The sequence below is a fragment of the Bacillus sp. PSXD-155 genome (assembly GCF_049310765.1).
In the GTDB taxonomy this organism is placed as follows: Bacteria; Bacillota; Bacilli; order Bacillales; family Bacillaceae_G; genus Bacillus_A; species Bacillus_A cereus.
The window spans coordinates 129,740-156,598 of the sequence record NZ_JBMOWC010000010.1 but is presented as its reverse complement, the minus strand read 5'-3'; the positions used below and the strand labels follow the sequence as shown (position 1 = coordinate 156,598).

The window sequence follows — 26,859 nt, the reverse complement described above, 5'->3', positions numbered from 1 at the left end:
CATTACGTTTTGTGTCAAAACGATATTTTCTTCATAGAATTGGAGGAAATAAACTTGTAAAAAAGAAAAGAGGAGAATTTCATGCCAAAAAAATTAACTATGTTTTCATTCCTACTTATTTTTACTTTAATTTTTGCTGGATGTTCTAATAAAAAAGAAGGTGCAGTAAAAAAAGATGAGAAACTTTCTGTTTATACAACTATTTTCCCACTTGCTGATTTCGCAAAAAAAATCGGTGGTGACTATATAACTGTTAAAGCAATATATCCACCTGGTGCAGATTCTCATACATTTGAACCAAGCCAAAAACAAACAGTGAAAATTGCGAAAGCCGATTTATTCATTTATAACGGTGCAGAATTAGAACCGTTTGCTGAAAAAATGGAAAAAACATTACAAAAAGAAAATGTTAAAATTGTAAATGCATCAAAAGGCATCGAACTGCGCGCAGCAACCGAAGATGAACATCATGATCATGGAGATGGACATAAAGAAGATGAACATCATCACGATAAAGACCCACACGTGTGGTTAGATCCTATACTAGCGATGAAACAAGCTGAAAAAATCAAAAATGCTCTTGTAGAAATACAGCCTAATCATAAACAAGAATTCGAAAAGAATTTTGCAGCACTTCAAACTAAATTTACAGATTTAGATGATCAATTCAAAGCTGCTGTAGCAAATGCAAAAACGAAAGAAATTTTAGTTTCTCATGCAGCCTATGGTTACTGGGAAAAACGCTATGGTTTAAAACAAATTCCTATCGCTGGGATTTCAGCTTCTGATGAACCATCTCAAAAAGAGCTTGGTGAAATTACAAAAACAGTTAAAGAACACGGGTTAAAATACATCTTATTCGAAACGTTTTCTACTCCAAAAGTAGCATCAGTTATTCAGAAAGAAACTGGTACAAAAGTTTTACGCTTAAATCACCTTGCTACTATTTCTGAAGACGATGCGAAGAATAATAAAGATTACTTCACTTTAATGGAAGAAAATGTTAACACTTTAAAAGAAGCAACACAATTCGCATTAGTTGCAGAAAAACCTTCTGAAAAGCAAGAGCAAACAACTGAAAGTCATACACATGAAAATGAACACAATCACAATCACAATCACAGTCATAGTCATAGTCATAGTCATAGTCATGCTCATGATAAAGCAACAGAAAGAATTTATGAAGGATATTTTGAAGACAATCAAGTGAAGGATCGACCACTCTCCGATTGGAAAGGAGACTGGCAATCTGTATATCCGTATTTACAAGATGGAACGCTTGATGAGGTATTTGCTCACAAAGCGAAACATAAAGGTAAAATGTCAGCCAAAGAATACAAGGAGTATTATAATGAAGGATATCGAACAGATGTGGACCGTATCGTGATTCAAGGAGATACTGTAACATTCTACAAAAACAAAGAAAAATATTCTGGCAAGTATATCTATGATGGATACAAAATTTTGACATATGATGCAGGGAATAGAGGTGTAAGATACATATTTAAACTAGCAGATAAAACAGAAGGAGTTCCTCAGTATATTCAATTCAGTGATCATGGCATTTATCCGAATAAAGCTGATCACTACCACTTGTATTGGGGTGACAACCGTGAAGATTTATTCGATGAAGTTATACACTGGCCTACCTACTACCCATCGGATATGAATGGACATGATATTGCGCACGAGATGATGGCGCATTAAATTAGGAGTCACGATAATTACTTCTTTGAACAATATATAAAATTCAAATATTATCAATCTAGAATTATATTTTTATAGTAACAAATGATTTAATGAGATTAGGAGTATAAAATAACTAACTATTTAACGATAGTAAGAGCGTGTTTTAATAACAATTTTTAAAACACACTTTTTATTTACTCTGTTATTAAGTTTATTCCAGATGTATCATTTACGCTTGAAATGCTGCAAATTATTTTTTTATATTCAATCACTTTAGCAATTGTAGAGTAATTAGAATATAACTAATAGCATCTATCGTAAATGATATGACAGAACATTTGTGTATTTCGAATTCCTATAGAAAGTAACTTTTTGATTTTTTACAAAAGTTACCTATCTAACTATCCAACAGAGCAGCTAGTTAATAAAGCTAACTGCTCGTTGTACAAAAGAAACACTGCGCTTACAGAAATATTTTGTACATTAAAGTAGTTAAAGCAATTTGCTAATGACCTATTGTATAAAAATAATTAGCGCTTGAAAACAGTGAATTCTATCTTAAATTTTCAATTATAGAATAAAAGAAATTGGAAGAGTTATGTAGGAATAAGACTTAATAATAGCTTTATTCAAAAAGGGAGTGGTAATGAAAAAATTATATTTGTTCAAAGTGTTTAAAATGTTTTGTTGATCAATATGTAATGTACAGAATGATTTAGAGAATTTAGCTACAAACAATGTTCAGCAAATTATGTTAACGGAATGTTAAATTACAGAACCTAGTGATTAGTTTTTATGTATTTTGGAAAAATTAGCATACATTCTAGCTGGCATATAAATTGACTAATGTACTATTGGTGGAATTGTTATATTCTTTTCATTTCGCAAAGAAACATACAATTCAAGGTTGTAATTTACCGTAGCAAAAAAGATATCATTTATATTATTAACTCCTTGATCTGATAATTGTTGATTTAGCCAATCCTCGTTTAAATGTAATTTTTCTAAAATATTCAAACAAACTTTTCCTTCTAAGATAACAGGGAAGGAAATAGCAGACATTTTGTTTTGTATTTTAATATCTTCAAGTGTAATTGTATTTTTTGAGGGCTTTTTTAATACGCTTAATGCACCATTTGCTTCAATAATTGCTGTTTCAACATCATTAATATCAAATACGTTTTTTTCTCTTAACATCTGCAGAACATTATCGATAGAATAACGTATCTTTTTTAGATTTTTATCGAGAAATTTTCCGTCTTGAATAACGATTGTTGGTTCAAAAGTAAGTAATTTATCCAGTTTTCGATTTGATATTTTCCAACTAGCAACAATTTTTTGGAGAATACCCATTGCAATGATAGTTATTACCGTTGGGAAATGCTTAATACTAGGATCAGCTATATCAGCGCCAACGACAGCACCTAATGTAATAATAATGAGAAAATCGAATATAGGTAATTCACCAATTGCTCGTTTCCCCATATATAGAGTGACAAATAATAATAAAGGTAAGATGGTGATTATTCTTAATAGTACTAGTGATATTTCTTTAAAAAAATCAATCATAATTACACCTCTTTAGAAAACTTGTAATTGTGTTTGTGCTACTGTTATAACAGAGTATATATACTTGAAAATAGTGATCTGTAGCTAAATTGTAATAATCTTAATTTTGTGCAATAAAGCAATTAGTAAATGGAACTAACTGCTTTATTACACCTTACAACCCCACACTTACAGCAATGATTTGTAACTTTAAGTTACAAACTTACTATAAATCATATTAGAAATAGTATGGGAAATGAAAGTGGATTTAATGAGTATTTTATATCTTGTACTTCTATAGACAAAATATATTTATCATCAAATCATTTTTTTATTTTTTGTATAGACAGGGTGTACCTAATGGTAGTATTAAATATTTAATGAAATTGCATTAGCGATAGGATAATGCTTGTTTCCCTAATGCTTCCCACGATTGAATGAAAATCTCTTGGTTTACTTTGTGTGCTTTTTTCACAGTTAATGGGTCATTGATATAAATGTATTTGTCCTCCAAACCTACAATAACAACAGCGTGTAAATCCAAAGGAGCTGTAATTTTTTTGTCATCATGTTTCCAAGACTCCCATCTATCTGGAAGGCGATAATCTCCTGTAGTCCATACTAATACAGGTTTACCGAGCTTAATTTGAGCTAACACAGTATTAAAGGTTTTTCCTGTTAAGTTTACTGTGCGATTTGGTAGATAACGTTCCATCAATTCTTGTAACGGTTGAACGTGGACAGCGTACCCTTTATTTTTTCCAGTTATATCTCCGACAAAACCTTCTTTAGGATCTCCCCATTGAATGATGTCTCCACTTTTATTTGTAGACAGTGGAGTAGGATCTTTTTTTATCTCGTTAGCTAAATCCATTTTATTAACTTTAATGCCTGCATGCTGTAATACCATCGCTAAGCTTGTAACTTCGCATCCATATTTTAATTCTGGCTTTTGCGATATAAGTGGCACATCTAAAATTGTTTTTTTAGTGACTGGAGTGGGGGCTAATTGCAAAGATTTACTTTTGGGAATAGAATGTGTTGTATTTTGAATCAATTTGTTATCTTTTTGTTTAACTTGTAATTCATTCTTTTTAAGAGAGGGTGCTTTTTCAGAACATCCCGCTAAAATTAAAACTAAGGCATACAAAGTTAGAAACCTTTTCATAGCATTCACCTTTTTAATAGTACTTACTTGATACCATAATATTCTATTATCCGATATTTTTTAGATGTGTAGAACGTTTAATCAGCTTCCTTTTATGCAACAAAGTCCAACTAACTACGTTTAGTAAAAAGGAAGATCACGCGCACCGAGTAATAATTTGTGACTTTAAGTCACATTTATAGTATAAGCGAGTTGAGGTGAGCTATGCAGGGATAAAAAGTATTAGAAGCTTTATTGCAAAAATGACTGATGAACAAGGTATATATCTGTCTAAAATGTTTCGTTAATCAAAATGAACTTTTTTGAACAGTTTATGTTTTACGAAGAGAGAAATGTATATTGAATCCTTTCACAAAATAGGAAGTGAGTATATTTCTTTCTTTTTATACAAATTATTAATGGTGAAATACTTATGAAATCAGTAGCTTTTACTAAGAGATTATAAATTGTTGAGGTGATTCTATACATGCCAAAGTTAGCTGTAGAGGGATGTAGTCTTTACTACATAGTAAAAGGAGAAGGGACTCCTATCATTTTTATTCACCCGCCTACACTTACCTGTGAAAATTTTGAATATCAGATAGAAGAATTATCTAGAAATTTTAAAGTAATCGCTTTTGATGTTAGAGGACATGGAAACAGTCAGAGTTCAAGTCAGCCAATTACGTATTCACTAATTGCTAAAGATATAAAGAAATTACTGGAATATTTGGAAATTAAAAAGTCTTTTGTATGTGGGTATTCCACAGGAAGCTCAGTAGCCTTGGAATTTTTACTAACATATCCCGAAAATAGTTTAGGGGGAATTTTAATAGGTGGAATGTCAGAAGTGCGTAAAGGGTACTTAAAAAACAAGATTTCTCTTGGTGTCCAATTGGCGAAAGCAAGAGCAATTTCATTTTTAGCATTTGCCATTTCGTGGGGGAATTCTAATACAAAAAAAATATTTAAAAAAATGTTTCGAGAAGCTCGGAAAGGTAATGCCAAAAATATCGAACAATATTATCGTTATAGTTTGCACTATAATTGTACCAATCGCCTTAAAGACATTCATCTACCTATGTTATTGGTTTATGGACAAAATGACAAAACTTTTTATAGTCATGCAAACTTACTACATGAAGAATTGCCATATAATGAATTAAGATTTATTACTGGTACAAAACATCAAATACCAACAAAAGCGGCTACAGAGTTAAATCAAATGATTGAGCAGTTTGTTGGTACTCATTCTAAGGTGTCTAAAGAAGTTCTTAAATCATAAAGTATTATCTCAAATCTAAAAGGGATTTAAAATTAATATTTTCAAAAAGGATAACGGGATGAGTTTTGTTACCAACTTAAAAAATTATGATGAACAGTAGATCAATTAGAAATGAAATCGTGGAAACAGGGGATTTCGAAAATTAAAGGTAAAAAATTGACCATGAACCTAATGGACAATGAAGGTATGAGTTAGAAGATGTTAAAAAGTTAATTCGGATTACCATATCAAAAAAAGAAAATTGTACGTATTAAACCAGATTAGCCGATTTCCTTTAAAACAAGGAATCGGCTATCTGCTTTTTTATGGGGTTGTTGTCTTTTAATGGTGACAATTATTAGTTTGAATTACTTTGTTTCTTTTGTGTGTTAGGCGTAATTTCATCAGCAAACTCCATATTTGCCAAATTTACTTTGGATGGAATAAATGTTCTTGTTTTATTTTGAAAACCTTGAAACGTATGTTTTATAGGTCTTATCATACTTGAATTACGTGTTGCTAATACACCCAAAACTGTTCCTAGCCCTAATAAAGAACCCAAAATCCATCCTTTATTGTTCTTCTTTTTATTTCCGAATAACTCAAACATTTGTTGAGTTATTTTTTTAGAATTGAATAGTGACATCAAAAAGTTAAGGATATTCATTATTGTCCCCCCTGAAAAAAATGGTAAAAAGAAACACTCGTTTCAATTTCACATAATTTATAATGCGATATTTTATAGAGATTTATGATGCCAACTTATACTAATAATTCTTGTCTTTCAAACCAGGACTTTCTAATATTATCCAAGTGTTTTTTGCTGAAATAAGAAAAATAGTTTTATAAAAAAATCAAAAAGGAACTGAAAAGTTATGTATTATTAGATTGGAAATTTATCTATTCTTTTTCAATATTCGGTTATGTAATGTCGAAAGGGTGAGCAACGCAAGAATTGAGCCTACTAAGGCAAGTGACATATCCCATTGTGCATCCCATATATCGCCTTGCATACCTAAAAAGTCTTTTGCTGCTTTTCCTCCCTTTGCTATTTTAAAAGCTAACCATTCGATGATTTCGTATAATGCAGCAATAGCAAGTGAAATACTTATACTAATCGTAATTAACCAAAAGCCTTCGGTAAGTTGAGTTTTCCGTAATAAGATTTCTCTTATCACAATGATAAACAAACCTTTTATCAAATGTCCAAATCGATCATAGTGATTTCGTTTTAAATCCAAAACATCTTGTATCCAATTAAAAAGAGGCACCTCTGAGTATGTGTAATGACCACCGACAAACATTGTGATGGATAAGATTGTAATAATTATATAAGAGAGAGTGGTGAGATGAAATTTATTGTACGTTGCAATTACAATGGATAAACCGACAATAGCAGGAATAGCTTCTGCTGCCCATGTCGAGTATTTTGCGGGGTTAATAACAGACCATATAAAAACAGCGATAACAACCAATAATAAAAATAGGTGAATCACTGCACATTTGTTTCTTATCACTTTTTTCACTCCTATCGAAAGTATTTTAGCTTAAAGTATTTGAAAAAACACAATTTCGTATACAGAATAATTATGGTTGTTAACTGTATTTTCTATTTTAAGCTAGGCTTACGGATATCTAAGAATCCTGGTTTTTCGATAAATAGATTTAATTCTAATTGGATGTATAGGAAAAAAATACTGAAAAAACTTCAGCATATTCTCTTTTTAAAAGTAGATGATAATAGCATAAATACTTAACTGAAAGGAGCAATAATCCCATGAAGAAAAGAAAATATTTACTTGCTTTTATGTCTACTATTTTATCTGTAGGTTTGTTATGTGGTTGCAATGGCGTTGATGAAGATGAGCCAGATCCAACAGAAGAACCTTCTGAAGAAATTCGAGAAAATAATAATCAATAATAGGATATAATATAAGATTTATCATTAACGTACTGTTAGCTCATAAATATAAGATAGTCTACTTGAAGTAGAACACTATATATAGTGATTTAATGGAATAGAACAAGTAAAAAACACCTCTTACTATCGCATTTAAATAATACGATAGTAAGAGGTGTTTTTAGTTATAATAGTAGCATTTCAAAACTCGTGTACTTTTTGTTCTTTCTAACGATTATCATTCTACCATGCTATTTTATTATCATGATGGTACAACAAGAATTTTAATATAGACGCTACAGATTTTTCATTGTTTAAAGAGGATTGCTCATACGTAATTTTCAGAATTTGTATAATATTTCTTGGACATGTCGATAATGGGTATGGAATGAAAGGATGATAAACATGAAGTGGCTTGTAATTGGGATCGGAATTCTGTTATTGATTATTTTGTTTATGTTATTTTTGAAAATATCTTTGAAAGTTACTTTCTTATATACAGAAATAGAAAAACAATGTTTACTGCAAGTGAAAATATGGAAATTTAAATATACGTTTGATGTGTTAGAGAGAATAGAAAAGCAGAAAAAAAAGACTGAACAAAAAATTGAAAAAGCGGAAGAAGAGGGCGGTATTGAAAATAAAGTAATGGCACAGATTGATAGTATGGGAGAGATAGTAAAAAAGTTGCAAGAGATTCATTCTGTACTTAAAAAAAATCTAAAAAAAGTTAAAATCAATCAATGGAGATGGCATTCGCAAATTGGCACAGGGGACGCAGCTAGTACTGGAATTGTAACTGGTTTTGCGTGGTCAATAAAAGGAATGGTTGTCGGCGTTGCTGGAGAATATACGCATATTATTGATATACCAGAGCTTGAAATCACACCTGTATTTCAAGGGAAAGGTTTTGCATCTAGGTGTGAATTAACAGCGTCATTTCATATTTATCGTTCAATAATAACTGTACTTATGTTACTTATATTCATGAAAAAACAACAATCTGTTAGAACAGAAGAATCAGTTCAAACATAATGAGTGACAATAAAAAGGGAAAGTTACTTATCTCGTTCATTCTCAGCAACTTTTTAAATGTCTTTTACATTTAATAATTATGATAAGACTACATTTGAAAATGAAAGAGCACCTTTCAAGGTGTTCTCTGCAAAAAATTAATATTGAAAAAGAATATCACATGAATATTTCATATCTGCAATAAAAAAGTGTGTAGCTTTTGAATAAAGTTTGATTAAATTAACTTACTAAACCTTGATAAAAGAGCGAATAGAAAAAGCGTGTTTTGAAAAAAAAGATTGATCAAAACACGCTTTTTCTATATTCAATTGAATCATCCTTTTATAAAAAAGTTTGATAATTTTTGTGAACCTTACTCAATTAAAGCGCCCGATTGCGGAAAATATTTAACTTCCTTTTATATGTTGCTCCAAAGAAAGTAACTGAATTATTGATTTAAATCCATATATTATTTTCAGCAGTTTGTTTGGAGTTAGTTTCACCAGTGTTGACTACACCTTTAGGCTCTACCAGCATTATATGGCATTCCTTTTCAGCATAAGGCTTATGCTCCACACCTTTTGGTATCACATACATTTCTCCTTTGGAAAGTTTAACCTGTCCATCGCGGAATGAGATGGACATCTCGCCGTCTATCACGATGAATACCTCATCGGTGTCTTTATGCTCATGCCATACAAAATCCCCCAGAATCTTAACTAACTTAAACTGATAGTCATTCATTTCACCAATGACTTTGGGCGACCAGTGTTCACTGAATTTGGACAGTTTCTCGCTTAGATTAATAGCATTATAATTGATATAAATCCCCCCAGAACTATTCTTACCCTTATTTTACAACTTCGATAGATTAATTACTATTTTGATTAAGATTTCAAAAGTTTCTGCTGATCTTCCACAAAATGACCCGATTGTTGAACAAAGAAATACTCTACAAAACAGGTCTTTTTATCAATCTTTTTTATAAATTATCAATCTTTTTTAAAAATCATTGAACTTTATTACAAATTATCAAACTTTATTCTAAACCTACAAAGTGAACAAAAACGTTAGTTTGTACTTAATTAAATGGTGGTGTTTATTTAAATAATAAAGCAGCTAGTTCAATGAACTAGCTGCTTTATTGTTCAACAAGAACGATACCCACAACACGTTGTAACTTAAAGTTACAGCTATAGTATGAGCAGAAGCAAAAATGTTATACAAGAAAGTTAAATAAAAACTTTAGTAAGCTCAACAAAGCAGCTAGTTAATAAAACTAACTGCTCGTTGTACAAAAGAAACGCTGCGCTTACAGAAATAATTTGTAACCGATTGTTACAAAAATAGTGTATACGAGATTAAAAATGTTATGCAAGGTTATAACAAAATTACAGTTTACTAAATATTAAGTAAAGTATTAATTCGAGTAAACAAGGGAAATTTAAAATGGAGATTCTTTATTAGAGGGGGATTATATGAACTTTATTTGGGAATCATTTATTTTAATTTTGAGTGGTATTCTTTTATTACGAGTAGCAGGTAGAAAGTCTATTTCGCAGATGACATTAGCACAAACTGTAGTGATGATTTCTATTGGTACAATTATTGTACAACCTATTGTAGAAAAAAGTGTATTAAAGGCCGTTGTAAGTGCACTTATATTTGTCATTTCAGTAGTTATTATAGAATATCTACAATTAAAATCTAATGCATTTGAGAAGTTTATTACTGGTAAGTCTAAAACAGTGATCGAAAACGGTATTTTAAATGTTTCTAACTTGAAGAAAATGCGTTTAACAGTAGATCAATTAGAAATGAGATTACGTAACCAAGGAATTTCAAAAATTGGAGATGTAAAAACAGCAACTCTAGAACCTAATGGTCAAATAGGGTATGAATTAAAAGAGGATGCTAAGCCGTTAACAGTGGGAGACTTAAAAAGATTAATTCAACCTCAATTTTTGAATCAAAATATACTATCCAATAATCCAACAGATTTACAAGCAAAAAATAATAATTTAAATATATTTCAAGAAATTAATGCTCAATCTAATGTAAAACATCATGATTTGAAGTGAAAAATAAAAAGAGCAGCTGGCGAAACCTAACTGCTCTCACAAACACTGCAACAAAGGACTACTTTGGGGAAAAGTAGCTTGTACTTATCATTAACTGAATACTGAACTTTATTCAAAGAAATGAAAAGTTGAACTACTTCATAAAGTCCATGTACATACCAGTTCCTACGATTCCAATTAAAAAGGTAATCCCAATTATAAAGAAAAGAGTTTTAGGTATCGTAAATGTTACCTTCATTTTATTTACTCCTGTTAAAAATCAATAGAGCAGGCAGCAAAAACTAATTGTGCTCGCCATGCATGCCTATCAGGATAAGTTTGGATTTTCTATGAACTTTTTTTTGTATTGCCTATATACTTGTAATTATATTTATTAAAAAAATGATACCTAACTATGGTATACCCATTTTTAAAGGTAAATAGTGTTTGAAGATTTTTTAGTATGTGTAAACGAAAGTTCATATTGTTAAATATTTTATGTTTTATTATAAAAAACAATTTGTCGAGGTGACACTTCATATGGATCATATTGGGCAAATTACCATAGAACTTGTGGTTGGCTTTTTTGTACTATTAATTGCTGCTAAATTATTAGGAAAAACACAAATTTCTCAACTTACTCGCTTTGATTTTATTTCAAATTAACACGAAATACGGTTTTTTATTTTAGTTTTGATACAACCTTTCAGTTCAAGAATGTCCAAAATTTCATCCCTGTTTACTTGATGAAATTGCCGGATGTTAACACGCTTTTTGTCCAATTATAAAAAAACGGAATTCACATTACAAAAGGCTATTTATCAAGGGTTGATAGAATTTATACAAAAATACTACTTATCATAAAGTTGGTAGATTGACAAAGGAGCCAGAATTATACTACACAAAACAAGGCGTTGCTTATGCAAGAATATGTATTGCGGTGAATAGAGGATTTCGAAATAGTTTAGGTGAACAACAAGTCGATTTTATTAATTGTGTCGTTTGGCGAAAATCGGCTGAGAATGTAACTGAATATTGTAAGAAGGGATCACTTGTTGGGATTACAGGGCGTATTCAGACGAGTAATTACGATGATGAACAAGGCAAGAGAATATATAGAACTGAAGTTGTGATTGAGAGTATTACCTTTTTGGAGAGAAGGCGGGAGGGGGCATCGTAATAAAAGGTGATTTTAAGTAATAGCTACGGAAAAAATTGTGGAAAGTATTTTAATAAACTTAAAGAAGGAGTACCGCCAGCTTTTTTTGGAAAACAAGTAAAGAGTATACAAAATTTTATTACGTTTTTCGGCTAATCCAGTAACAATCGAGAACCGTAAAACCCATGCGAGGATAGGAATGTATAAAAAGAAGAATCGAGTGATAGAAAATAAAAAAGGGGATCCTTTCTGAGAGTAAGGAATCCCCCTTTTTATTGTTTCTTGCAAGTGAATTATTTAAATTCTTGTCTATATAATTTAAACGAATAAATAGCTCCAACGAAGAATACAAAGGCTTCAAATAATATGAAGATTTGACGGAAATTCTCAATATCTTTACCAACTAAAGAAATAAATATGCAATTCATTAGAATTTGAGTAGTAAACATACAAGAAATAATTTTAAAATGAATAGGAGTTGTTCTTTCATCTGGTTTACCAATTTTTTTGTAAATAATAATAAGTGTAATTACTGAACCCAAAAATAGAAGTGCTGTAAGTCCTACAACGATATTGAAATTTCCTGTACTTTCTAACATCCATTTATTTAATAAATCAATCATTATTATCTTCCTTTCCTACATAAGAGAATATTTCGTTCTTCTTTTTCACTATAATAAAAAAAGAAAAAGGAAAACATCGAACTTTCTTACAAATACTCGTGTATTCTTACAGTTTTGTCATTTTGCAAATGTATTCATCGCCTTGTCTTTCACTATTTTCTTTGGAAAACATAGTGAATTACGAGAAAGAGCGCTACAAGATCAACTTCCGAGAACGAAAAATATGTAAATAAGCTGTCTATATGGACAACTTATTATATTTTTTTGCTTAGCGTGTGTTTTTTTTAATACTGGCGGTACCTCAAGAAATGGATAAAAAATAAAAAGCATCGGAAACGAAAGCTTTTAAAACCTCATTCTTAATTTGAAATGTAAAAAGAATGAAATAGTATGGTAGCGGGAAGAAAGTAGTAAAATTAAGCATCCGAGTAGGAGTATAGAGTGATAACATGTTACAATACAGCTAAGAACACGCAATAAAGGAGAGTTTTTTACGTGAAGATTAAAGCAATTGAACCGACGCCAAGTCCAAATACAATGAAAGTTATTTTGAATGAAGTATTACCATCAGGAGCGCGTAATAATTATACAAATGAAAATAAAGAACAAGCACCAATGCAAGTGCAAGAAATTTTGAAAATTGAAGGCATTAAAGGTGTGTATCATGTAGCTGACTTTTTAGCAGTCGAGCGAAATGCAAAGTATGACTGGAAAGTATTATTACAACAAGTTCGTGCTGTTTTTGGCGAAGAAGTAGTGGAAGAAAGTGAAGAACAACAACTGTCTCATTTTGGAGAAGTGAAAGTGTTTGTTCAAATGTTCTTTACAATTCCAATGCAAGTAAAGTTAACAGATGGAACATCGGAAGAACGCGTTGGCTTACCAGATCGTTTCAAAGAATCAATTATGAAAGTACAAATGTCTGCACCAAACGTTGTAAAAGAGCGTAAATGGGTAGAACAAAGTACACGTTACGGTAATTTTGAAGAAATCGGGAAAGAAGTAGTAGAAGAGATTGTTGCTGCTTATTCAGAAGAACGTGTAAATGAAACGGTTAAAGAATTATTAAATCAAGCAGGTGCTGTTGAAGTAACGATTCAAAAGCGTGAGCCATATAAAGTAACAGAAGAGATGATGAAAGATTCTGACTGGAAAAACCGTTTTGCAGCATTAGAACAAATGGATCCTACTGAAGAAGATATTCCAGTGTTGAAGATGGCGTTAGATGATGAAAAAGTTTCAATACGCCGTTTAGCAACAGCGTATTTAGGTATGGTAAAAGGTGATGAAGTATTACCGTTATTATATAAAGCGTTGTTAGATCGCTCTGTAAGTGTTCGTCGTACTGCAGGAGATTGTTTATCAGATGTAGGTGATCCGGCTGCGATGTTCGTTATGATTAAATCTCTGAAAGATCCAAGTAAATTAGTACGCTGGCGTGCAGCGATGTTCTTATTTGAACTTGGAGATGAAAGTGCGATTCCAGCATTAAAAGCAGCGCAAGATGATTCAGAGTTTGAAGTAGCGATGCAAGCACGTCTAGCATTAGAGCGTATTGAAGGCGGAGAAGAAGCAAAAGGTTCTGTATGGAAACAAATGACGGAGTCTCGTAAAGGGGAATAATGTATGATTGTTTTCTATGATAGTTGGTGTCCGATGTGTACGGCCGTTGCAGAACGTACGAAAAAATTAGATAAAAAGGGTAAGATGAAATTTGTTTCATTTCGAAATGAAGATGTAGTTGAGAAATATAAGCTTTCTCAAGAACTACAAAGTAAAATGGAACAAAGACTGTATATTTTTAAAAATAATAAGTGGTATGACGGCATTCAGAGCATAGATGTATTAGCAAAGGCCGTTCCATCTTATTGGTTTGCAGTTCCTTTTATAAAGCTATCTATCGTACTTGGTTTTGGAAGTAAAGTATACGATTATATCGCTAATAATAGAAAACTTGTTCCAGTGGGACATTGCCGCGGTGGGGTTTGTGAAATCCCTACAAAAAAATGAAATCATCGTTATCTTTCTTTTGCACCTATTAATAGAGCGTGATATGATGAATTTGGAATGAAAGTTGAAGGAGAGATTACAAGATGTCAAATGCTTATGAAGAATACATGCGCCAAATGGTAATCCCAATGCGCCAAGAGTTAGTGCGTTCTGGGTTTGAAGAGTTAACTACAGAAGAAGCTGTAACAGAATTTATGGAAAATACATCAGGTACAACTTTAGTAGTTGTAAACTCTGTTTGTGGTTGTGCAGCTGGTTTAGCACGTCCATCAGCAGGTCAAGCGGTTGTTCGTGCTGAAAAACAACCTGATCATCTTGTAACTGTATTCGCAGGTCAAGATAAAGATGCTACTGCAAAAATGCGTGAATATTTCGGAGAAATTCCTCCATCTTCACCATCTATGGCATTATTAAAAGGAAAAGAAGTTGTTCACTTCATTCACCGTCATGAAATTGAAGGTGCAACTATGGACGAAATTATTACGAACTTAGAGCAAGCTTTCGAAAAGAATTGCTAAAGAAGGGGGAGAGTAAATCTCCCTCTTTTCTTTATATAGAGGTGAAACAATGATAGTAACAACAGCAGGAAGAACAAACAAAGAAATGACAGCATATGCAAAAAAGGTAGCAGAAGAATTAAATCGTTCTTTCATTTTACGTAATGATATACCAGTGCATAAATTACATGAGCAGTATGAACAAGATATACTTGTCGTAGGAAAGAACCGATTAGCTATTTATCCGAAAGGTACGGAAGAATCATTTTTCTTTCATCCGAACTCAGCGATGTTTCGTGTGAAAAGGTTAATGCGTGGAGAACACGATCCGTTTGTACAAGCTGCTAAATTAGAGAGCGGAATGACAGTGTTAGATTGTACGCTCGGGATGGCATCAGATAGTATTGTAGCTAGTTATGTTGTTGGTGAAAGTGGAAAAGTAACAGGACTTGAAGGCAATGAATCTATGGCTTATATCATGAGAAATGGTTTGAAAACATGGTCTTCATCTGTTTCTGAAATTGATGAAGCAATGCAAAGAATCCAAGTAAAGCAAACGGAGCATTTTTCATTTTTAGCGCAATGTGAAGACAATAGTTATGATGTCGTTTACCTTGATCCGATGTTTGAAGAAACTGTCATAGAATCTGACGGAATTAAAGGATTAAAACACTTCGCTTTGTATCATGATATTACTGACGAAACAATTGCGGAGGCAAAACGAGTGGCGAGAAAACGTGTCGTTTTAAAAGATCATTTTCGTAGTTCTAGATTTGAAAAACACAATTTTCATGTATACAAAAGAAAAAGTGCTAAGTTTCACTTTGGTGTAATTGACCCTTGCTAATTGTTTGAAAAGATGTATAATAAGCAATAATTAATTAAATATACTGTCTGTGATGAAGAGAGTAGTCTTTTTTAGAAGGAAAGCGAGCTAGGGATGGTGTGAGCCTAGTACGGAAGAAAAAGATGAAGCGCACTTCGGAGATGCTTCTTGAACGAATAGTAGAGAAAGCCGAGGCCCCCTGTCCTCGTTATAAACGGGAAAGTGGTTCGTAACGAACAACAAGGGTGGTACCACGGGTTCAAACTCGTCTCTTTTTTAGAGACGAGTTTTTTGTGTTTTAAAAAATAAGGAGGTTGTATCATGGATTATAAAATGGAGTTTGCGGAAAGTTTATCTAATATTTTCACGAATGAATTAACGCAAAAACAAATTTTAGATTTAATTGAAACACCGAAACAAGATGAATTTGGAGATGCAGCGTTCCCATGTTTTTCATTAGCGAAGCAATATAAAAAAGCACCAGCTCTTATCGCAAAGGAAGTTGCTGAGAAATTAAATGATCCGTTTTTTACGAAAGTAGAAGCCGTTGGTCCTTATGTAAATGTATTTTTCAATCGTGAAACTGTAAGTGATGCAGTATTAAAAACAGTTTTAGCGGAGAAAGAAGAGTTCGGTCAAAACCACTTTGGCTGTGAAAAAACAGTAGTAATTGATTATTCCTCTCCTAATATCGCGAAACCTTTTTCGATGGGGCATTTACGTTCTACAATGATAGGAAATTCGCTGAAACATATCGCTGAAAAATGTGGCTATGAAGTTGTAGGGATTAATTATATAGGAGATTGGGGAACACAGTTTGGAAAGTTAATTACGGCTTATAAAAAATGGGGAAATGAAGCAGTGGTGAAAGAGGATCCAATACGTGAGCTATTTAAGTTATATGTTCAGTTTCATGTAGAAGTAAAAGAGAATGATGAATTAGAAGAAGAAGGACGTGCTTGGTTTAAAAAGCTAGAAGAAGGCGATGAAGAAGCAGTTGAACTTTGGAATTGGTTCCGTCACGAATCATTAAAAGAATTTTCTCGTATTTATGAACTTCTCGGTGTGGAATTTACTAATTTTCAAGGCGAAGCTTTCTATAATGATAAAATGGAAGACTTTATTGGGATTTTAGAAGAGCACGACTTACTGGAAGAATCAGAAGGCGCATTAGTCGTTAATTTAGAAGAAGAAGGAATGCCGCCTTGCTTAATTAGAAAATCAGATGGTGCGACGATTTATGCAACGCGTGACTTAACGGCAGCTTTATATCGTCAAAACACTTATGGGTTTGATAAAGCGCTATATGTTGTTGGTCCAGAACAAAGCTTACATTTCAATCAATTTTTCACCGTATTAAAAAAACTTGGCTATACTTGGGTTGATGGTATGGAACACGTACCGTTTGGCTTCATTTTAAAAGATGGTAAGAAAATGTCAACACGTAAAGGAAGAGTTATTTTACTTGAAGAAGTACTCGAAGAAGCAATCGAACTTGCAAAACAAAATATTGAAGAGAAAAATCCAAACTTAAAACAAAAAGAAGTAGTAGCAAAGCAAGTCGGTGTTGGTGCAATCATCTTCCACGATTTAAAAAATGAGCGTATGCACAATATTGAATTCTCATTAGAAAACATGCTGAAATTTGAAGGAGAAACAGGCCCGTACGTACAGTACACACATGCACGTGCTTGCTCTATTTTAAGAAAAGAAAGTGTAGAATTTGAAACATGTACGTTTGCTTTAAAAGACGATCATAGCTGGAGTGTCGTAAAATTACTAAACAAATTCCCACAAGTAATTGAAGCAGCTTTCAATAAAAATGAGCCATCGATTATTTCGAAATATGTATTAGATGTAGCACAATCGTTCAATAAATATTACGGTAATGTTCGTATATTAGAAGAGAGTGAAGAAAAAGACAGCAGACTCGCATTGGTTTATGCTGTGACGGTTGTATTAAAAGAAGGATTACGTTTACTTGGGGTGGAGACTCCTGAGGAGATGTAGCATAAAAGGTGTATGTATCATTACAGATATGTATGCCTTTTTATTTGGTATAGGAGTCATGTAAGCAGTAATCTCACCTTATTAAAACCAATTTCTTGGGTAATTGTTAAAAATGTAGGAATGTTTTGTTAAATGGAGAATTGTAAGGGGTGTATATAAAAGGAGGCGTTAGAGGTTGGAAACATACGATTGGAACAGTAAACTAGCGTATTTAAAAAATACGAGAGATTTATATTACAATAGCGATTATGTAAGTTTTCTAGTGAATTCAGTTTGGAAGATTTCTGAGCCAGTCCATGTTGTTGATTATGGTTGTGGATATGGTTATTTAGGCTTATTATTAATGCCTTTACTTCCAGAAGGATCAAAGTATACAGGCATTGATAGTGGAGAAACATTATTAGCTGAAGCGAGAGAGTTGTTTCGTTCACTTCCGTACGAGTCAGAATTTCTGGAGGGAGATGCTATAGAAATTGAATTGAACGATACATACGATATAGCAATTTGTCATGCCTTCTTATTACATATGAGTTCACCAAAAACGATGCTACAAAAAATGATTCATTCAGTTAAAAGTGGCGGGAAAATAATCTGTTTTGAACCACATTGGATATCAAATATGTCTTCATACACTTTGGATGGAGAGAACCAATCGGAAATTATCCAGCTAGGCATTTTGCAGAATTTATTTGAAAGTGACACGCAGAGGAGTGGAAAAGATGGAAATATTGGTATGAAAATACCGATGTATTTAAGTGAATTAGGTGTGAAAAATATTGAGTGTAGAGTAAGTGATAAAGTGAACTTTTTAGATTCTAATATCCACCATAATGATAAACAAAGTTTGTATCATTCATTAAAAGAAGAGGGGATTGCAGGTAATCCGGGTGATAAGCAGCAATTTATAAAACGTTTAATAGACAGAGGATTAACATATGATAATGCGCTAGCTCAATATGAAGCTGAACTACGATTTTTTAAAATATTTCATGTGCATTCTTCTTTAGTGTACGCTCCGAATATGAAAATTACATTTGGTGATATAGTATGTTAAAAGATATGATATATAAGGATTGTCGTTTAATGTCGATAAGTCGATATTCGACATATAATCGCCGATAAATGTTAAGAATCGGTCGATATAATTTGAAAATCGCCGATATAATTTTATGTACTAATTTCAGCTTCTACAAGATTAAAACTGCATGTTACGTTATTCTATATAATTAAACAACATATGGAGAAAAACAATCATTTTTACTATATTTTGTTATGAATTTGAATAATATTAATTAATATCATCCATTATAAGAGATTTTAGTTGAATACATACTATATGGTGTGTAAAATCTAAGCAAGTAGCAGTTTAAATATAAATTCGAGGTGAATGCATGCTAGATTTTAAGCAGTTAGAAGCGTGTTTGAAAGATAAGAGATTTGTAGACGGATTACAGGAAATAAATAATGAAATTGCATATATAAAAGAAACGAATACTTTATCCTATGTGAAGAATTGGCTTGCTAATATTCCTTCGCATAAGGAGTTTGACATATTAATTCGCCTTACTGATGAAGGGCTTATGCACCAATACAGTTCATTCCTCATTCGCTACGCTTATAAAAAATTCCCAAATATGAGAACGCTCTCTTTATATTGTGATGAGCTAATTGATGAGCGAAAAATTCTTGAAGCAGAGCAGCTGTTAAAAGAAACTTTAGAAGAGAGTAATAAAGAAGAAATAGATGCAGATTTTTTAGCGAAAACATATTTTACGTTAGTACGATGTCTTTTAGAAATGAAAAGAAATGAAGAAGCGCTAATGTATATGCAAAAAGCAGAGGAGTACAGTACGCGCGTAGTGTTTGATAAATGGGGCTACGTTTATATGCATACAGGTGAATGGGAGAAAGCGGAAGAACAATTTATTGCTGGCATGCAGCATGAAGATTGTGAAGAGTTATCTACCTATTTATTATCACAATTGTATGCGAATAAAGGAGAACAAAAACGTGCGATACAGTTAATTGATGATGCGATTGTAAAGTTCCCACAAGTACCATATTTTCATTTTGAGAAGGTAAAGTATTTATTAGATTTAGAGCAATATGAAGAGATGTTAGCGGTAATAGATAACATAAATACTCAGCTGCCATATCATGCTTATAACACTTACTTTGTACATTTACGTGCAGAAGCGCTGTACAAAATGAATAAATTTGCAGATTTACAAAAGCTATTAAAAAAAGAAAAGAGTTTAAAAGAATCTTTATATCATAATTTAGAAAAAAATCCGGATGGAAAAAAGGTTCACTTGCCGATAGTTCCTATTGTACAAAAGGATAATTATTGTGTTCCGACAAGTTTAGAGATGATGTTGCGTATATGGGGAGAGACACGTACACAAGATGAAATAGCAGAGTTTATTTTTGATATGACAGGATCGAAGTTTTCAGATACTGTTTCTTATTTGGAAGAATTAGGTTATGAATATCGTTATTTTAAAGGGAATGAAGAGAATTATAAGAGACTGATTGATGAAGGAATTCCTGTTTTATTAAGTATAGATATTGAGCATGCTTCACACGTACAAGTTCTATCTGGATATGATGATACATTGCAAGCTTTCTATGTTCAAGATCCAAACTTTATAGAACCAGTTCTTGTAGAATATAGTAAATTACAAGAAAAATATCGTTATACAGGCTGTTTAGCAATCACGTTTGTTCCGAAAGAAAAGAAGGCGCAACTAGCGTTTCTAAGTGAGGAAGAAAATCGTTATTTTAAATCTATTTTTTCTCTTACGGATCATTTAGATGAACATGACAAAGAGGGAATTAGTAACTTAGTACAATTTTTAAAAGAAACGAGCGATAATCCAAATACGTGGCTATATACGATAAAGCACTTAGATGTTGAAGTAGATAAAGAATTTATTTTATATTGTATCGATAAGTTAATAGAAAAGTTTCCGAACTCGGACTTTGTTAAATTGCATGGTGCACAGTGTTTTATTCGTCTTCAGGAAGTAGAGAAAGCGGAGCAAATGCTGACAAGCGTTGAGAAGAAAAATAATCGTGCATTATATCATTTGATAAATGGAAGATATGCTTTTGAGCAGGAAAGTTATATAGAAGCGATTTCAAGCTTTCGTTCATCGTTACAATTAGACGCAGATCAGCCTATTGCTTGGAGTTTTCTCGCTTTATCCTATATGTATATTGATCAATCTGAAAAAGCATTGCAATACTCTCAAGTTGCGTTAGAGCGCAGTCCTGAAAGATTCACTTTAACGAATCACGGTTTAATATTAATAGATTTAGAAAGATATGAAGAAGCATATGAAATCTTTAATGACTTGTTAAAAGAGTATAAATATGAAGCACATGTATGGTATGAACGAGCGAGATGTGCACATCAACTAGGAAAATTATATTTAGCAATAAAAGGGCTTAAAGTAGCGATTCATTTGGATAGTAATGCACCTTACATTTATACGAAACTTTCGGAAATATACGAATCTGATTTGAAGGATGAGGAAAGTACGAAAGAAATTTTATTAAACGGTATTGAGAATTGTGATGATAAAGCACCTCTTTACGTAAAATTAGGTGACTATCATTTTCAAAATGATAGCTTGGAAGAAGCAGAAGTATTGTATAAGCGTGCTTTAGAAGAAAACGATGAGGATGTTTATTCTCACTTCGGACTTACACAAGTGTATATGGCAAGAGAACAATACAAGGAAGCAAAAGAATATATTCTTGGTCTTGAGAAGCAAATTGAAAAGAGCCAAGATTTCCTCATGAATGCAGGAATGGTTTTATGGGATGCTGAAATTGAACTTGGTGGAAATGAAGAAGGATTTAAAGTAGCGCTATCTAAGTTAGAAAATGGTATAAAGAAAAGTGATTATAATGTAGCAAGTGCGTTAGATGAATATGTGAATCGAATTAAAGGAACGGAATTTGTACAACGAGGTATAGCGTTTTTAAGAACGTTACACAAAGAAAGTAATGAAGTAAGTGAGTACGGTTGTTATGCAGGTATTTTATATGAATCTATTGGACAGTACGGCCAAGCGATGAAAAGATATAATAAGGCGATAGAACAAAAGGAAACGGCATTACCGTATTACCGAATTGGTGAAACACTTATGGCATTAGGGCAATTGACGGAAGCAAAACAAGCGTATGAAACATGTTTAGAGCTTGATGGGAATTTCGTAGGTGTACATTTACAGCTTGCGGAAATATACGAAAAAGAAGAAAATCGTTCTAAAGAACAAAGTCATATGGTTCAGGCGATGAAGGAAGAGCCGTTGCATATTAATATGGAATATTTGGCACAGCTTTCAGTAGATATGAATCTTCAGGAAGAATTGCTGACTGAACTAGAACAATTAGAGGAAGAAGTACCTGAAATATGGCGTTTAGATGCGATTGCATATGTGTACGGAGCGATGAATGAAATAGATAAAGAACAAGCACAGATTGAATACGCGCTACAATTAGATGGTGAGCATATAGAAGTTCTATATCATTATGCAAAAGTATTAGTGAAAAAAAGAAATGTAAAAGCAATTGAAGTTGCAATGAAAGTAATACAAAAAGATTTTGATAATGAACGTATATTTGATGTTTATGTAAAAGCAGTAGAGCAACATAAAAAATTGTCTAACATACGAGATTTTCTTCATACGTTAAAGGTGAAAAAAGCAGAAAGAAGTACAGCATTCATGTATGCTGCAGCTGCGGTTACGGAAATATGGATTGAACGTCAGCTGCATGAACAGCCAAAACGATCTATCATTACGAGAGCTTTTTATCGTATGAAAAATCGTGCCAAAGAAATTTCAATGGTTACTATGATAATTGATTTATATGAAATCTCTTTAAAGTTAAATCCGAAAAATAGTATGGCAGCACAGCGATTTGCGCTATTTTATGAGAATGTAGAGATGAATAAAGAAGCAATAGAGATTTTGCACACGTCACTAGAAAATAGATGGGATTATGAAGTAGCGAAGCAACTTGTAAATCTTTTCGTTGAGTGCGAGGAAGAAGATATGTTAAGAGATGCTTTGGAATTAACGAAGCAAATGGTTCGAGAACTACCAGATGATTATGATACACTTCTTCTGCAAGCACAAGTATTCTTTAAAGCAGGGGAAGAAAGAAAAGCAGAAAAGATGATCTTACAATTAATGGAGCAAACACCGTTCGTAAGTAGAGCATTTCTTGCTTTAGGAGAAATGTATCAAAGTCAAGAAAGGTTTGAAGAGGCAATTCATGTATTAGAAAATGCTTCTATACATCATCCAAATGAAACAGCAATTCTCCTTTCTTTAGCGTCTTCATATCATGGTGCCGGCCAAACACTAAAGGCAGAAAAAATAGCAAATGAAGTATTAACAATGGATGCAAGTGATTTGTTAGCAAGATATGATCGTGCTTGTTATTTAGCACAGTTAAATAGAAATGAAGAGGCGAAGAAAGAGCTTGAAATTGTCCTTCGTGAGGATGAATCGGGATTCTTTGCTGAACTTATTGAGGATGATGAAAATTTAGCAGCATTGCGAGAATTTGAAAAGTAATTGTATAAGAATAGGGGAAAAGATAAGGATATATTTTGAATTAGTTGACAATTAGTTGTCAAATGGCATAAAATAACTTTTAACAAAGTATATAAATCTGAAGACGAGAAAGAGTAAAATAGTGAACTGTTCTCCAGAGAGCCGGTATATTGCTGAAAGCCGGTGGGCAGACGTTATTTGAAAATCATCTCCGAGGAGCCGAGGCTGAAAGTGAGTAAGCCCGGACGGATGTCTACCGTTACAAAGAACACGTATGATAGTACGTTGCTAAGCGCTATTAGTGAAAAAGCTAATAGAATTAGGGTGGTAACGCGGGTAAACCCGTCCCTACTTCATAGGGACGGGTTTTTTGTGTGCTTTTAAAACATTCAAAGGAGTGATTGTAGATGAAGAAAGTAGATGTAAAAGAGTCAGCTGTAGGGAGAGAAACACGTATTCGTAAGCAGTGGAACGAACAAAGCATTTTTGAACAATCAATTCAGAATCGAGAAGGCGCGCAATCGTTTGTGTTTTATGAAGGACCACCAACGGCGAACGGTTTACCACACGTCGGCCATGCACTTGGTCGGGCAATTAAAGATTTAGTAGCAAGATATAAAACGATGGCTGGTTATAAAGTAGTAAGAAAAGCAGGATGGGATACACATGGTTTACCTGTAGAACTAGGTGTTGAGAAGCAACTTGGTATTTCTGGTAAACATGAGATCGAAGAATATGGCATTGAACCATTTATTCAAAAGTGTAAAGAGAGTGTTTTCACATATGAAAAGCAGTGGCGTGAATTCACTGAAAGTATTGGTTATTGGGTAGATATGGATGATCCATATGTAACTTTAAAGAATCCATATATCGAAAGTGTATGGCATATTTTGGGGACAATCCATGAAAAAGGATTGTTATATAAAGGACATAGAGTTTCACCATACTGTCCAAGCTGCCAAACCTCATTGAGCTCACATGAGGTTGCACAAGGGTATAAAACAGTAAAAGATTTAAGTGCAACTGTGAAGTTTAAAGTGAAAGATAGTGAAAATGAGTATTTCTTAGGTTGGACAACAACGCCTTGGACACTTCCAGCAAACGTAGCGCTTGCTGTACATCCAAATATGGAATATGTTAAAGCAAAACAAGAAAGTCATGTATACATTGTTGCGAAAGAACGTGTACAAGAAGTATTAAAAGAAAACTATGAAGTATTATCTGTTCATAAAGGCGAAGAATTATTAAACACATCTTATACAGCGCCATTTCCGATGAAAGAAGTTACAAATGGTTACCGCGTTATCGCAGCAGATTTTGTAACGGCAGATAGTGGTACAGGACTTGTTCATATTGCTCCAGCATATGGAGAGGACGATTATAGAGTTGTTCAAAGTGAAGGATTGTCATTCTTGCACGTTGTAGATGAAAAAGGTGAGTATACAGAAGCGGTACCATTTTTGAAAGGTAAATTTGTAAAAGATTGTGACGTTGACATTGTTCGTTATTTAGCGAAAGAAGGTTTGCTATATCATAAAGAAAAATATGAACATAGCTACCCACATTGCTGGCGTTGTGATTCACCACTACTTTATTATGCAGGAGAAAGTTGGTTAATCCGAACAACTGCAATTAAAGATACATTTTTACAAAATAATGATTCAGTTACTTGGTATCCGGATCATATGAAACATGGACGATTTGGTAAGTTTTTAGAAAATATGGTGGACTGGAATATTAGCCGAAATAGATATTGGGGAACGCCATTAAACGTATGGGAATGTGAAAGTTGTGATCATCAGTTTGCGCCGAAAAGCATTGCCGAATTAAGAAAGCATAGTACGAAAGAAACACCGGAAGATTTAGAATTGCATAAGCCTTATGTAGATGAAGTGCAAGTCCGCTGCGAAAAATGCGGAGGCACAATGAATCGTACACCAGAAGTGATTGATGTTTGGTTTGATAGTGGTTCTATGCCATTTGCACAATATCATTACCCATTTGAAAATAAAGAGTTATTTGAAGAGCAGTTTCCAGCGGATGTTATTGCAGAAGGAATTGATCAAACACGCGGCTGGTTTTATAGTTTATTAGCAGTATCAGCACTATATACAGGAAAAGTACCGTATAAACGAGTGTTATCACTAGGGCATGTTTTAGATGAAGAAGGGCAGAAAATGTCTAAAAGCAAAGGAAATGCACTAGATCCAGTTGATTTAGTAGATAAGTTTGGTGCAGATGCGCTAAGATGGGCTTTACTTGTTGATAGTGCCCCGTGGAATGCGAAGCGTTTTTCTGAAAGAACAGTACTGGAAGCGAAATCTAAATTTGTAGATACATTAGTCAATGTGTATAGTTTCTACGTTTTATATGCAAATTTAGATGAGTATAATCCGAAAGAAACGTATGATGTAAAGCTTACAAAATTAGACGAATGGGTATTATCAAGATTGCATAGTACAACGAAAAAAGTGAGAACTGCACTTGATGATTATCAATTTACGAATGCAGCTCGTGAAATTGCAGTACTTGTAGATGAAGTGAGTAACTGGTATGTAAGACGCTCACGTAATCGTTTCTGGGAATCTGGTATGAACGCTGAAAAAGCTGCTGCGTATGAGACACTTCATGAAGTACTTGTAACAATTAGTAAATTAATTGCACCATTCACACCGTTTGTCGCGGAAGACATTCATCTTAATTTAGAAGGAAGTAGCGTTCATTTAGCTGATTATCCAGTTGTAAATGAATCACTACTTCAGCCGAAATTAGAAGCGGAAATGGATGCTGTTTTACAAGTTGTTGAACTTGGAAGAAGTAACCGTAATCAGCATTCTTTAAAAGTAAAACAGCCGCTAGCAGAACTTGTATTACTTGAGCATAACGAGAATGATATGGATTGGGAATCTTATCGTGATATCGTTATGGATGAGTTAAATGTAAAAGCGTTCCATGTTGAACTCGATGAAACAAAATACACATCATATCAATTGAAGCTTAATTTTAAAACAGCGGGGCCGAAATTCGGTAAAAATGTGAATGCAGTGAATGGTTGGCTAAAACAATTATCACAAGAAGAAGTACAAAACTTTGTATCAACAGAAAGAGCAGTTTACGAAGCAACACCAGGAGAAGAAGTAGTTGTAACTGCTGAAGATGTGTTAGTTGAGAAAGTTGCAAAATCAGGATTCTCTAACACGACTAACGGACAATATACGGTTATGTTAGATACGAATGTAACGGAAGAATTGTTACAAGAAGGAGTAGCGCGTGAATTCATTCGTGCGGTTCAAGAATATCGTAAACAGTTGAATTTACCAGTTAATTTACGAGTCGATGTTATTCTTGATACAGAAGTAGAGCTACAACGAACGTTAACGAACCATAAAGATTTATTGGAAGAAAACTTACTCGTTAAACAATTTACATTTGGTCACTTAACGAACGAAGACGATGAACTTTCTTTAGGTGAAACAAAACTTAGAATTAAATTAAGTGCAGCTAATTAAAGAAAAAGGAAGTTGGAATGATTCCAACTT

19 protein-coding genes, 4 pseudogenes and 2 other annotated features are annotated in these 26,859 nt (G+C 33.1%); of the genes and pseudogenes, 17 read left to right on the top strand and 6 right to left on the bottom strand.

Annotated elements, in window-relative coordinates; all coding sequences use genetic code 11:
- Window positions 1-81: 81 nt before the first annotated feature.
- Window positions 82-1,026: pseudogene (locus ACO6VI_RS14275) on the top strand (metal ABC transporter substrate-binding protein); the annotation flags it as partial.
- Window positions 1,018-1,707, top strand: a pseudogene (locus ACO6VI_RS14270) (metal-binding protein ZinT); the annotation flags it as partial. The pseudogenes ACO6VI_RS14275 and ACO6VI_RS14270, both read left to right, overlap by 9 nt.
- 825 nt (window positions 1,708-2,532) lie before the next feature.
- On the opposite strand, the gene ACO6VI_RS14265 reads toward ACO6VI_RS14270, so the two are convergent.
- Together ACO6VI_RS14265 and ACO6VI_RS14260 are read right to left on the bottom strand one after the other, a co-directional pair.
- Window positions 2,533-3,258: a DUF421 domain-containing protein gene (locus tag ACO6VI_RS14265; RefSeq protein WP_087971328.1), complete on the bottom strand. Its 726-nt coding sequence runs from the start codon at window positions 3,256-3,258 to the stop codon at window positions 2,533-2,535.
- 370 nt (window positions 3,259-3,628) lie between these two features.
- The gene (locus ACO6VI_RS14260; RefSeq protein WP_088020906.1) at window positions 3,629-4,405 is read right to left on the bottom strand and encodes a C39 family peptidase; all 777 of its coding nucleotides are present in this window, start codon (window positions 4,403-4,405) and stop codon (window positions 3,629-3,631) included.
- A gap of 466 nt (window positions 4,406-4,871) precedes the next feature.
- Here ACO6VI_RS14260 and ACO6VI_RS14255 point away from each other — a divergent pair, with 466 nt between their 5' ends.
- Window positions 4,872-5,669 carry an alpha/beta fold hydrolase gene (locus ACO6VI_RS14255; RefSeq protein ID WP_087971326.1) on the top strand — a complete coding sequence of 266 codons (798 nt, stop codon included), beginning with the start codon at window positions 4,872-4,874 and terminating at the stop codon, window positions 5,667-5,669.
- 337 nt (window positions 5,670-6,006) lie between these two features.
- Here the strand turns inward: ACO6VI_RS14255 and ACO6VI_RS14250 are convergent, their stop codons facing one another.
- Together ACO6VI_RS14250 and ACO6VI_RS14245 are read right to left on the bottom strand one after the other, a co-directional pair.
- Complete coding sequence (locus tag ACO6VI_RS14250) at window positions 6,007-6,315, bottom strand: hypothetical protein (protein ID WP_161519895.1); 309 nt, start codon at window positions 6,313-6,315, stop codon at window positions 6,007-6,009.
- 229 nt (window positions 6,316-6,544) lie between these two features.
- Complete coding sequence (locus ACO6VI_RS14245; RefSeq protein WP_140157201.1) at window positions 6,545-7,165, bottom strand: DUF2238 domain-containing protein; 621 nt, start codon at window positions 7,163-7,165, stop codon at window positions 6,545-6,547.
- Between the two features lie 260 nt (window positions 7,166-7,425).
- On the opposite strand from ACO6VI_RS14245, the gene ACO6VI_RS14240 reads away from it, so the two are divergent.
- Together ACO6VI_RS14240 and ACO6VI_RS14235 are read left to right on the top strand one after the other, a co-directional pair.
- Window positions 7,426-7,569 carry a hypothetical protein gene (locus ACO6VI_RS14240; RefSeq protein ID WP_168176185.1) on the top strand — a complete coding sequence of 48 codons (144 nt, stop codon included), beginning with the start codon at window positions 7,426-7,428 and terminating at the stop codon, window positions 7,567-7,569.
- A gap of 375 nt (window positions 7,570-7,944) precedes the next feature.
- The gene (locus tag ACO6VI_RS14235; protein WP_161519896.1) at window positions 7,945-8,583 is read left to right on the top strand and encodes a DUF2953 domain-containing protein; all 639 of its coding nucleotides are present in this window, start codon (window positions 7,945-7,947) and stop codon (window positions 8,581-8,583) included.
- 435 nt (window positions 8,584-9,018) lie between these two features.
- Here ACO6VI_RS14235 and ACO6VI_RS14230 read toward each other — a convergent pair whose 3' ends face one another.
- Window positions 9,019-9,384: a cupin domain-containing protein gene (locus ACO6VI_RS14230; protein WP_075307295.1), complete on the bottom strand. Its 366-nt coding sequence runs from the start codon at window positions 9,382-9,384 to the stop codon at window positions 9,019-9,021.
- Window positions 9,385-10,040: 656 nt separating this feature from the next.
- Here ACO6VI_RS14230 and ACO6VI_RS14225 point away from each other — a divergent pair.
- The 3 genes and pseudogenes from ACO6VI_RS14225 to ACO6VI_RS14215 all read left to right on the top strand — a co-directional run bounded on the left by ACO6VI_RS14225 (window position 10,041) and on the right by ACO6VI_RS14215 (window position 11,802).
- Window positions 10,041-10,643 carry a DUF421 domain-containing protein gene (locus tag ACO6VI_RS14225; RefSeq protein WP_087971322.1) on the top strand — a complete coding sequence of 201 codons (603 nt, stop codon included), beginning with the start codon at window positions 10,041-10,043 and terminating at the stop codon, window positions 10,641-10,643.
- 519 nt (window positions 10,644-11,162) lie between these two features.
- Window positions 11,163-11,282: pseudogene (locus tag ACO6VI_RS14220) on the top strand (DUF421 domain-containing protein); the annotation flags it as partial.
- Between the two features lie 214 nt (window positions 11,283-11,496).
- Complete coding sequence (locus tag ACO6VI_RS14215; protein WP_000159730.1) at window positions 11,497-11,802, top strand: single-stranded DNA-binding protein; 306 nt, start codon at window positions 11,497-11,499, stop codon at window positions 11,800-11,802.
- Between the two features lie 272 nt (window positions 11,803-12,074).
- Here ACO6VI_RS14215 and ACO6VI_RS14210 read toward each other — a convergent pair whose 3' ends face one another.
- The gene (locus tag ACO6VI_RS14210; RefSeq protein WP_065483389.1) at window positions 12,075-12,404 is read right to left on the bottom strand and encodes a 6-aminohexanoate hydrolase; all 330 of its coding nucleotides are present in this window, start codon (window positions 12,402-12,404) and stop codon (window positions 12,075-12,077) included.
- A 139-nt stretch (window positions 12,405-12,543) separates the two neighbouring features.
- On the opposite strand from ACO6VI_RS14210, the pseudogene ACO6VI_RS14205 reads away from it, so the two are divergent.
- The 9 genes and pseudogenes from ACO6VI_RS14205 to ileS form a co-directional block, all read left to right on the top strand.
- A pseudogene (locus ACO6VI_RS14205) lies at window positions 12,544-12,665 on the top strand (transposase); the annotation flags it as partial.
- 234 nt (window positions 12,666-12,899) lie between these two features.
- Window positions 12,900-14,027: a conserved virulence factor C family protein gene (locus ACO6VI_RS14200; protein WP_000692587.1), complete on the top strand. Its 1,128-nt coding sequence runs from the start codon at window positions 12,900-12,902 to the stop codon at window positions 14,025-14,027.
- A gap of 3 nt (window positions 14,028-14,030) precedes the next feature.
- Window positions 14,031-14,414: a thiol-disulfide oxidoreductase DCC family protein gene (locus ACO6VI_RS14195; RefSeq protein ID WP_000634891.1), complete on the top strand. Its 384-nt coding sequence runs from the start codon at window positions 14,031-14,033 to the stop codon at window positions 14,412-14,414.
- An 83-nt stretch (window positions 14,415-14,497) separates the two neighbouring features.
- Complete coding sequence (locus ACO6VI_RS14190) at window positions 14,498-14,932, top strand: BrxA/BrxB family bacilliredoxin (protein WP_000063706.1); 435 nt, start codon at window positions 14,498-14,500, stop codon at window positions 14,930-14,932.
- A 49-nt stretch (window positions 14,933-14,981) separates the two neighbouring features.
- Window positions 14,982-15,758, top strand: a complete 777-nt coding sequence (locus ACO6VI_RS14185) for a class I SAM-dependent methyltransferase (protein ID WP_161519897.1) — start codon at window positions 14,982-14,984, stop codon at window positions 15,756-15,758.
- Window positions 15,759-15,798: 40 nt separating this feature from the next.
- Window positions 15,799-16,013 (top strand) — a binding site (T-box leader).
- A 45-nt stretch (window positions 16,014-16,058) separates the two neighbouring features.
- Window positions 16,059-17,747, top strand: coding sequence for an arginine--tRNA ligase (gene argS / locus ACO6VI_RS14180; RefSeq protein ID WP_161519898.1), 1,689 nt, complete (start codon window positions 16,059-16,061; stop codon window positions 17,745-17,747).
- Between the two features lie 175 nt (window positions 17,748-17,922).
- Complete coding sequence (locus ACO6VI_RS14175; RefSeq protein ID WP_000451279.1) at window positions 17,923-18,801, top strand: class I SAM-dependent methyltransferase; 879 nt, start codon at window positions 17,923-17,925, stop codon at window positions 18,799-18,801.
- A 337-nt stretch (window positions 18,802-19,138) separates the two neighbouring features.
- The gene (locus ACO6VI_RS14170; RefSeq protein ID WP_422423520.1) at window positions 19,139-23,341 is read left to right on the top strand and encodes a tetratricopeptide repeat protein; all 4,203 of its coding nucleotides are present in this window, start codon (window positions 19,139-19,141) and stop codon (window positions 23,339-23,341) included.
- A gap of 91 nt (window positions 23,342-23,432) precedes the next feature.
- Window positions 23,433-23,673 (top strand) — a binding site (T-box leader).
- A gap of 54 nt (window positions 23,674-23,727) precedes the next feature.
- Window positions 23,728-26,829, top strand: a complete 3,102-nt coding sequence (ileS, locus tag ACO6VI_RS14165; RefSeq protein WP_088020914.1) for an isoleucine--tRNA ligase — start codon at window positions 23,728-23,730, stop codon at window positions 26,827-26,829.
- Window positions 26,830-26,859 lie beyond the last annotated feature (30 nt).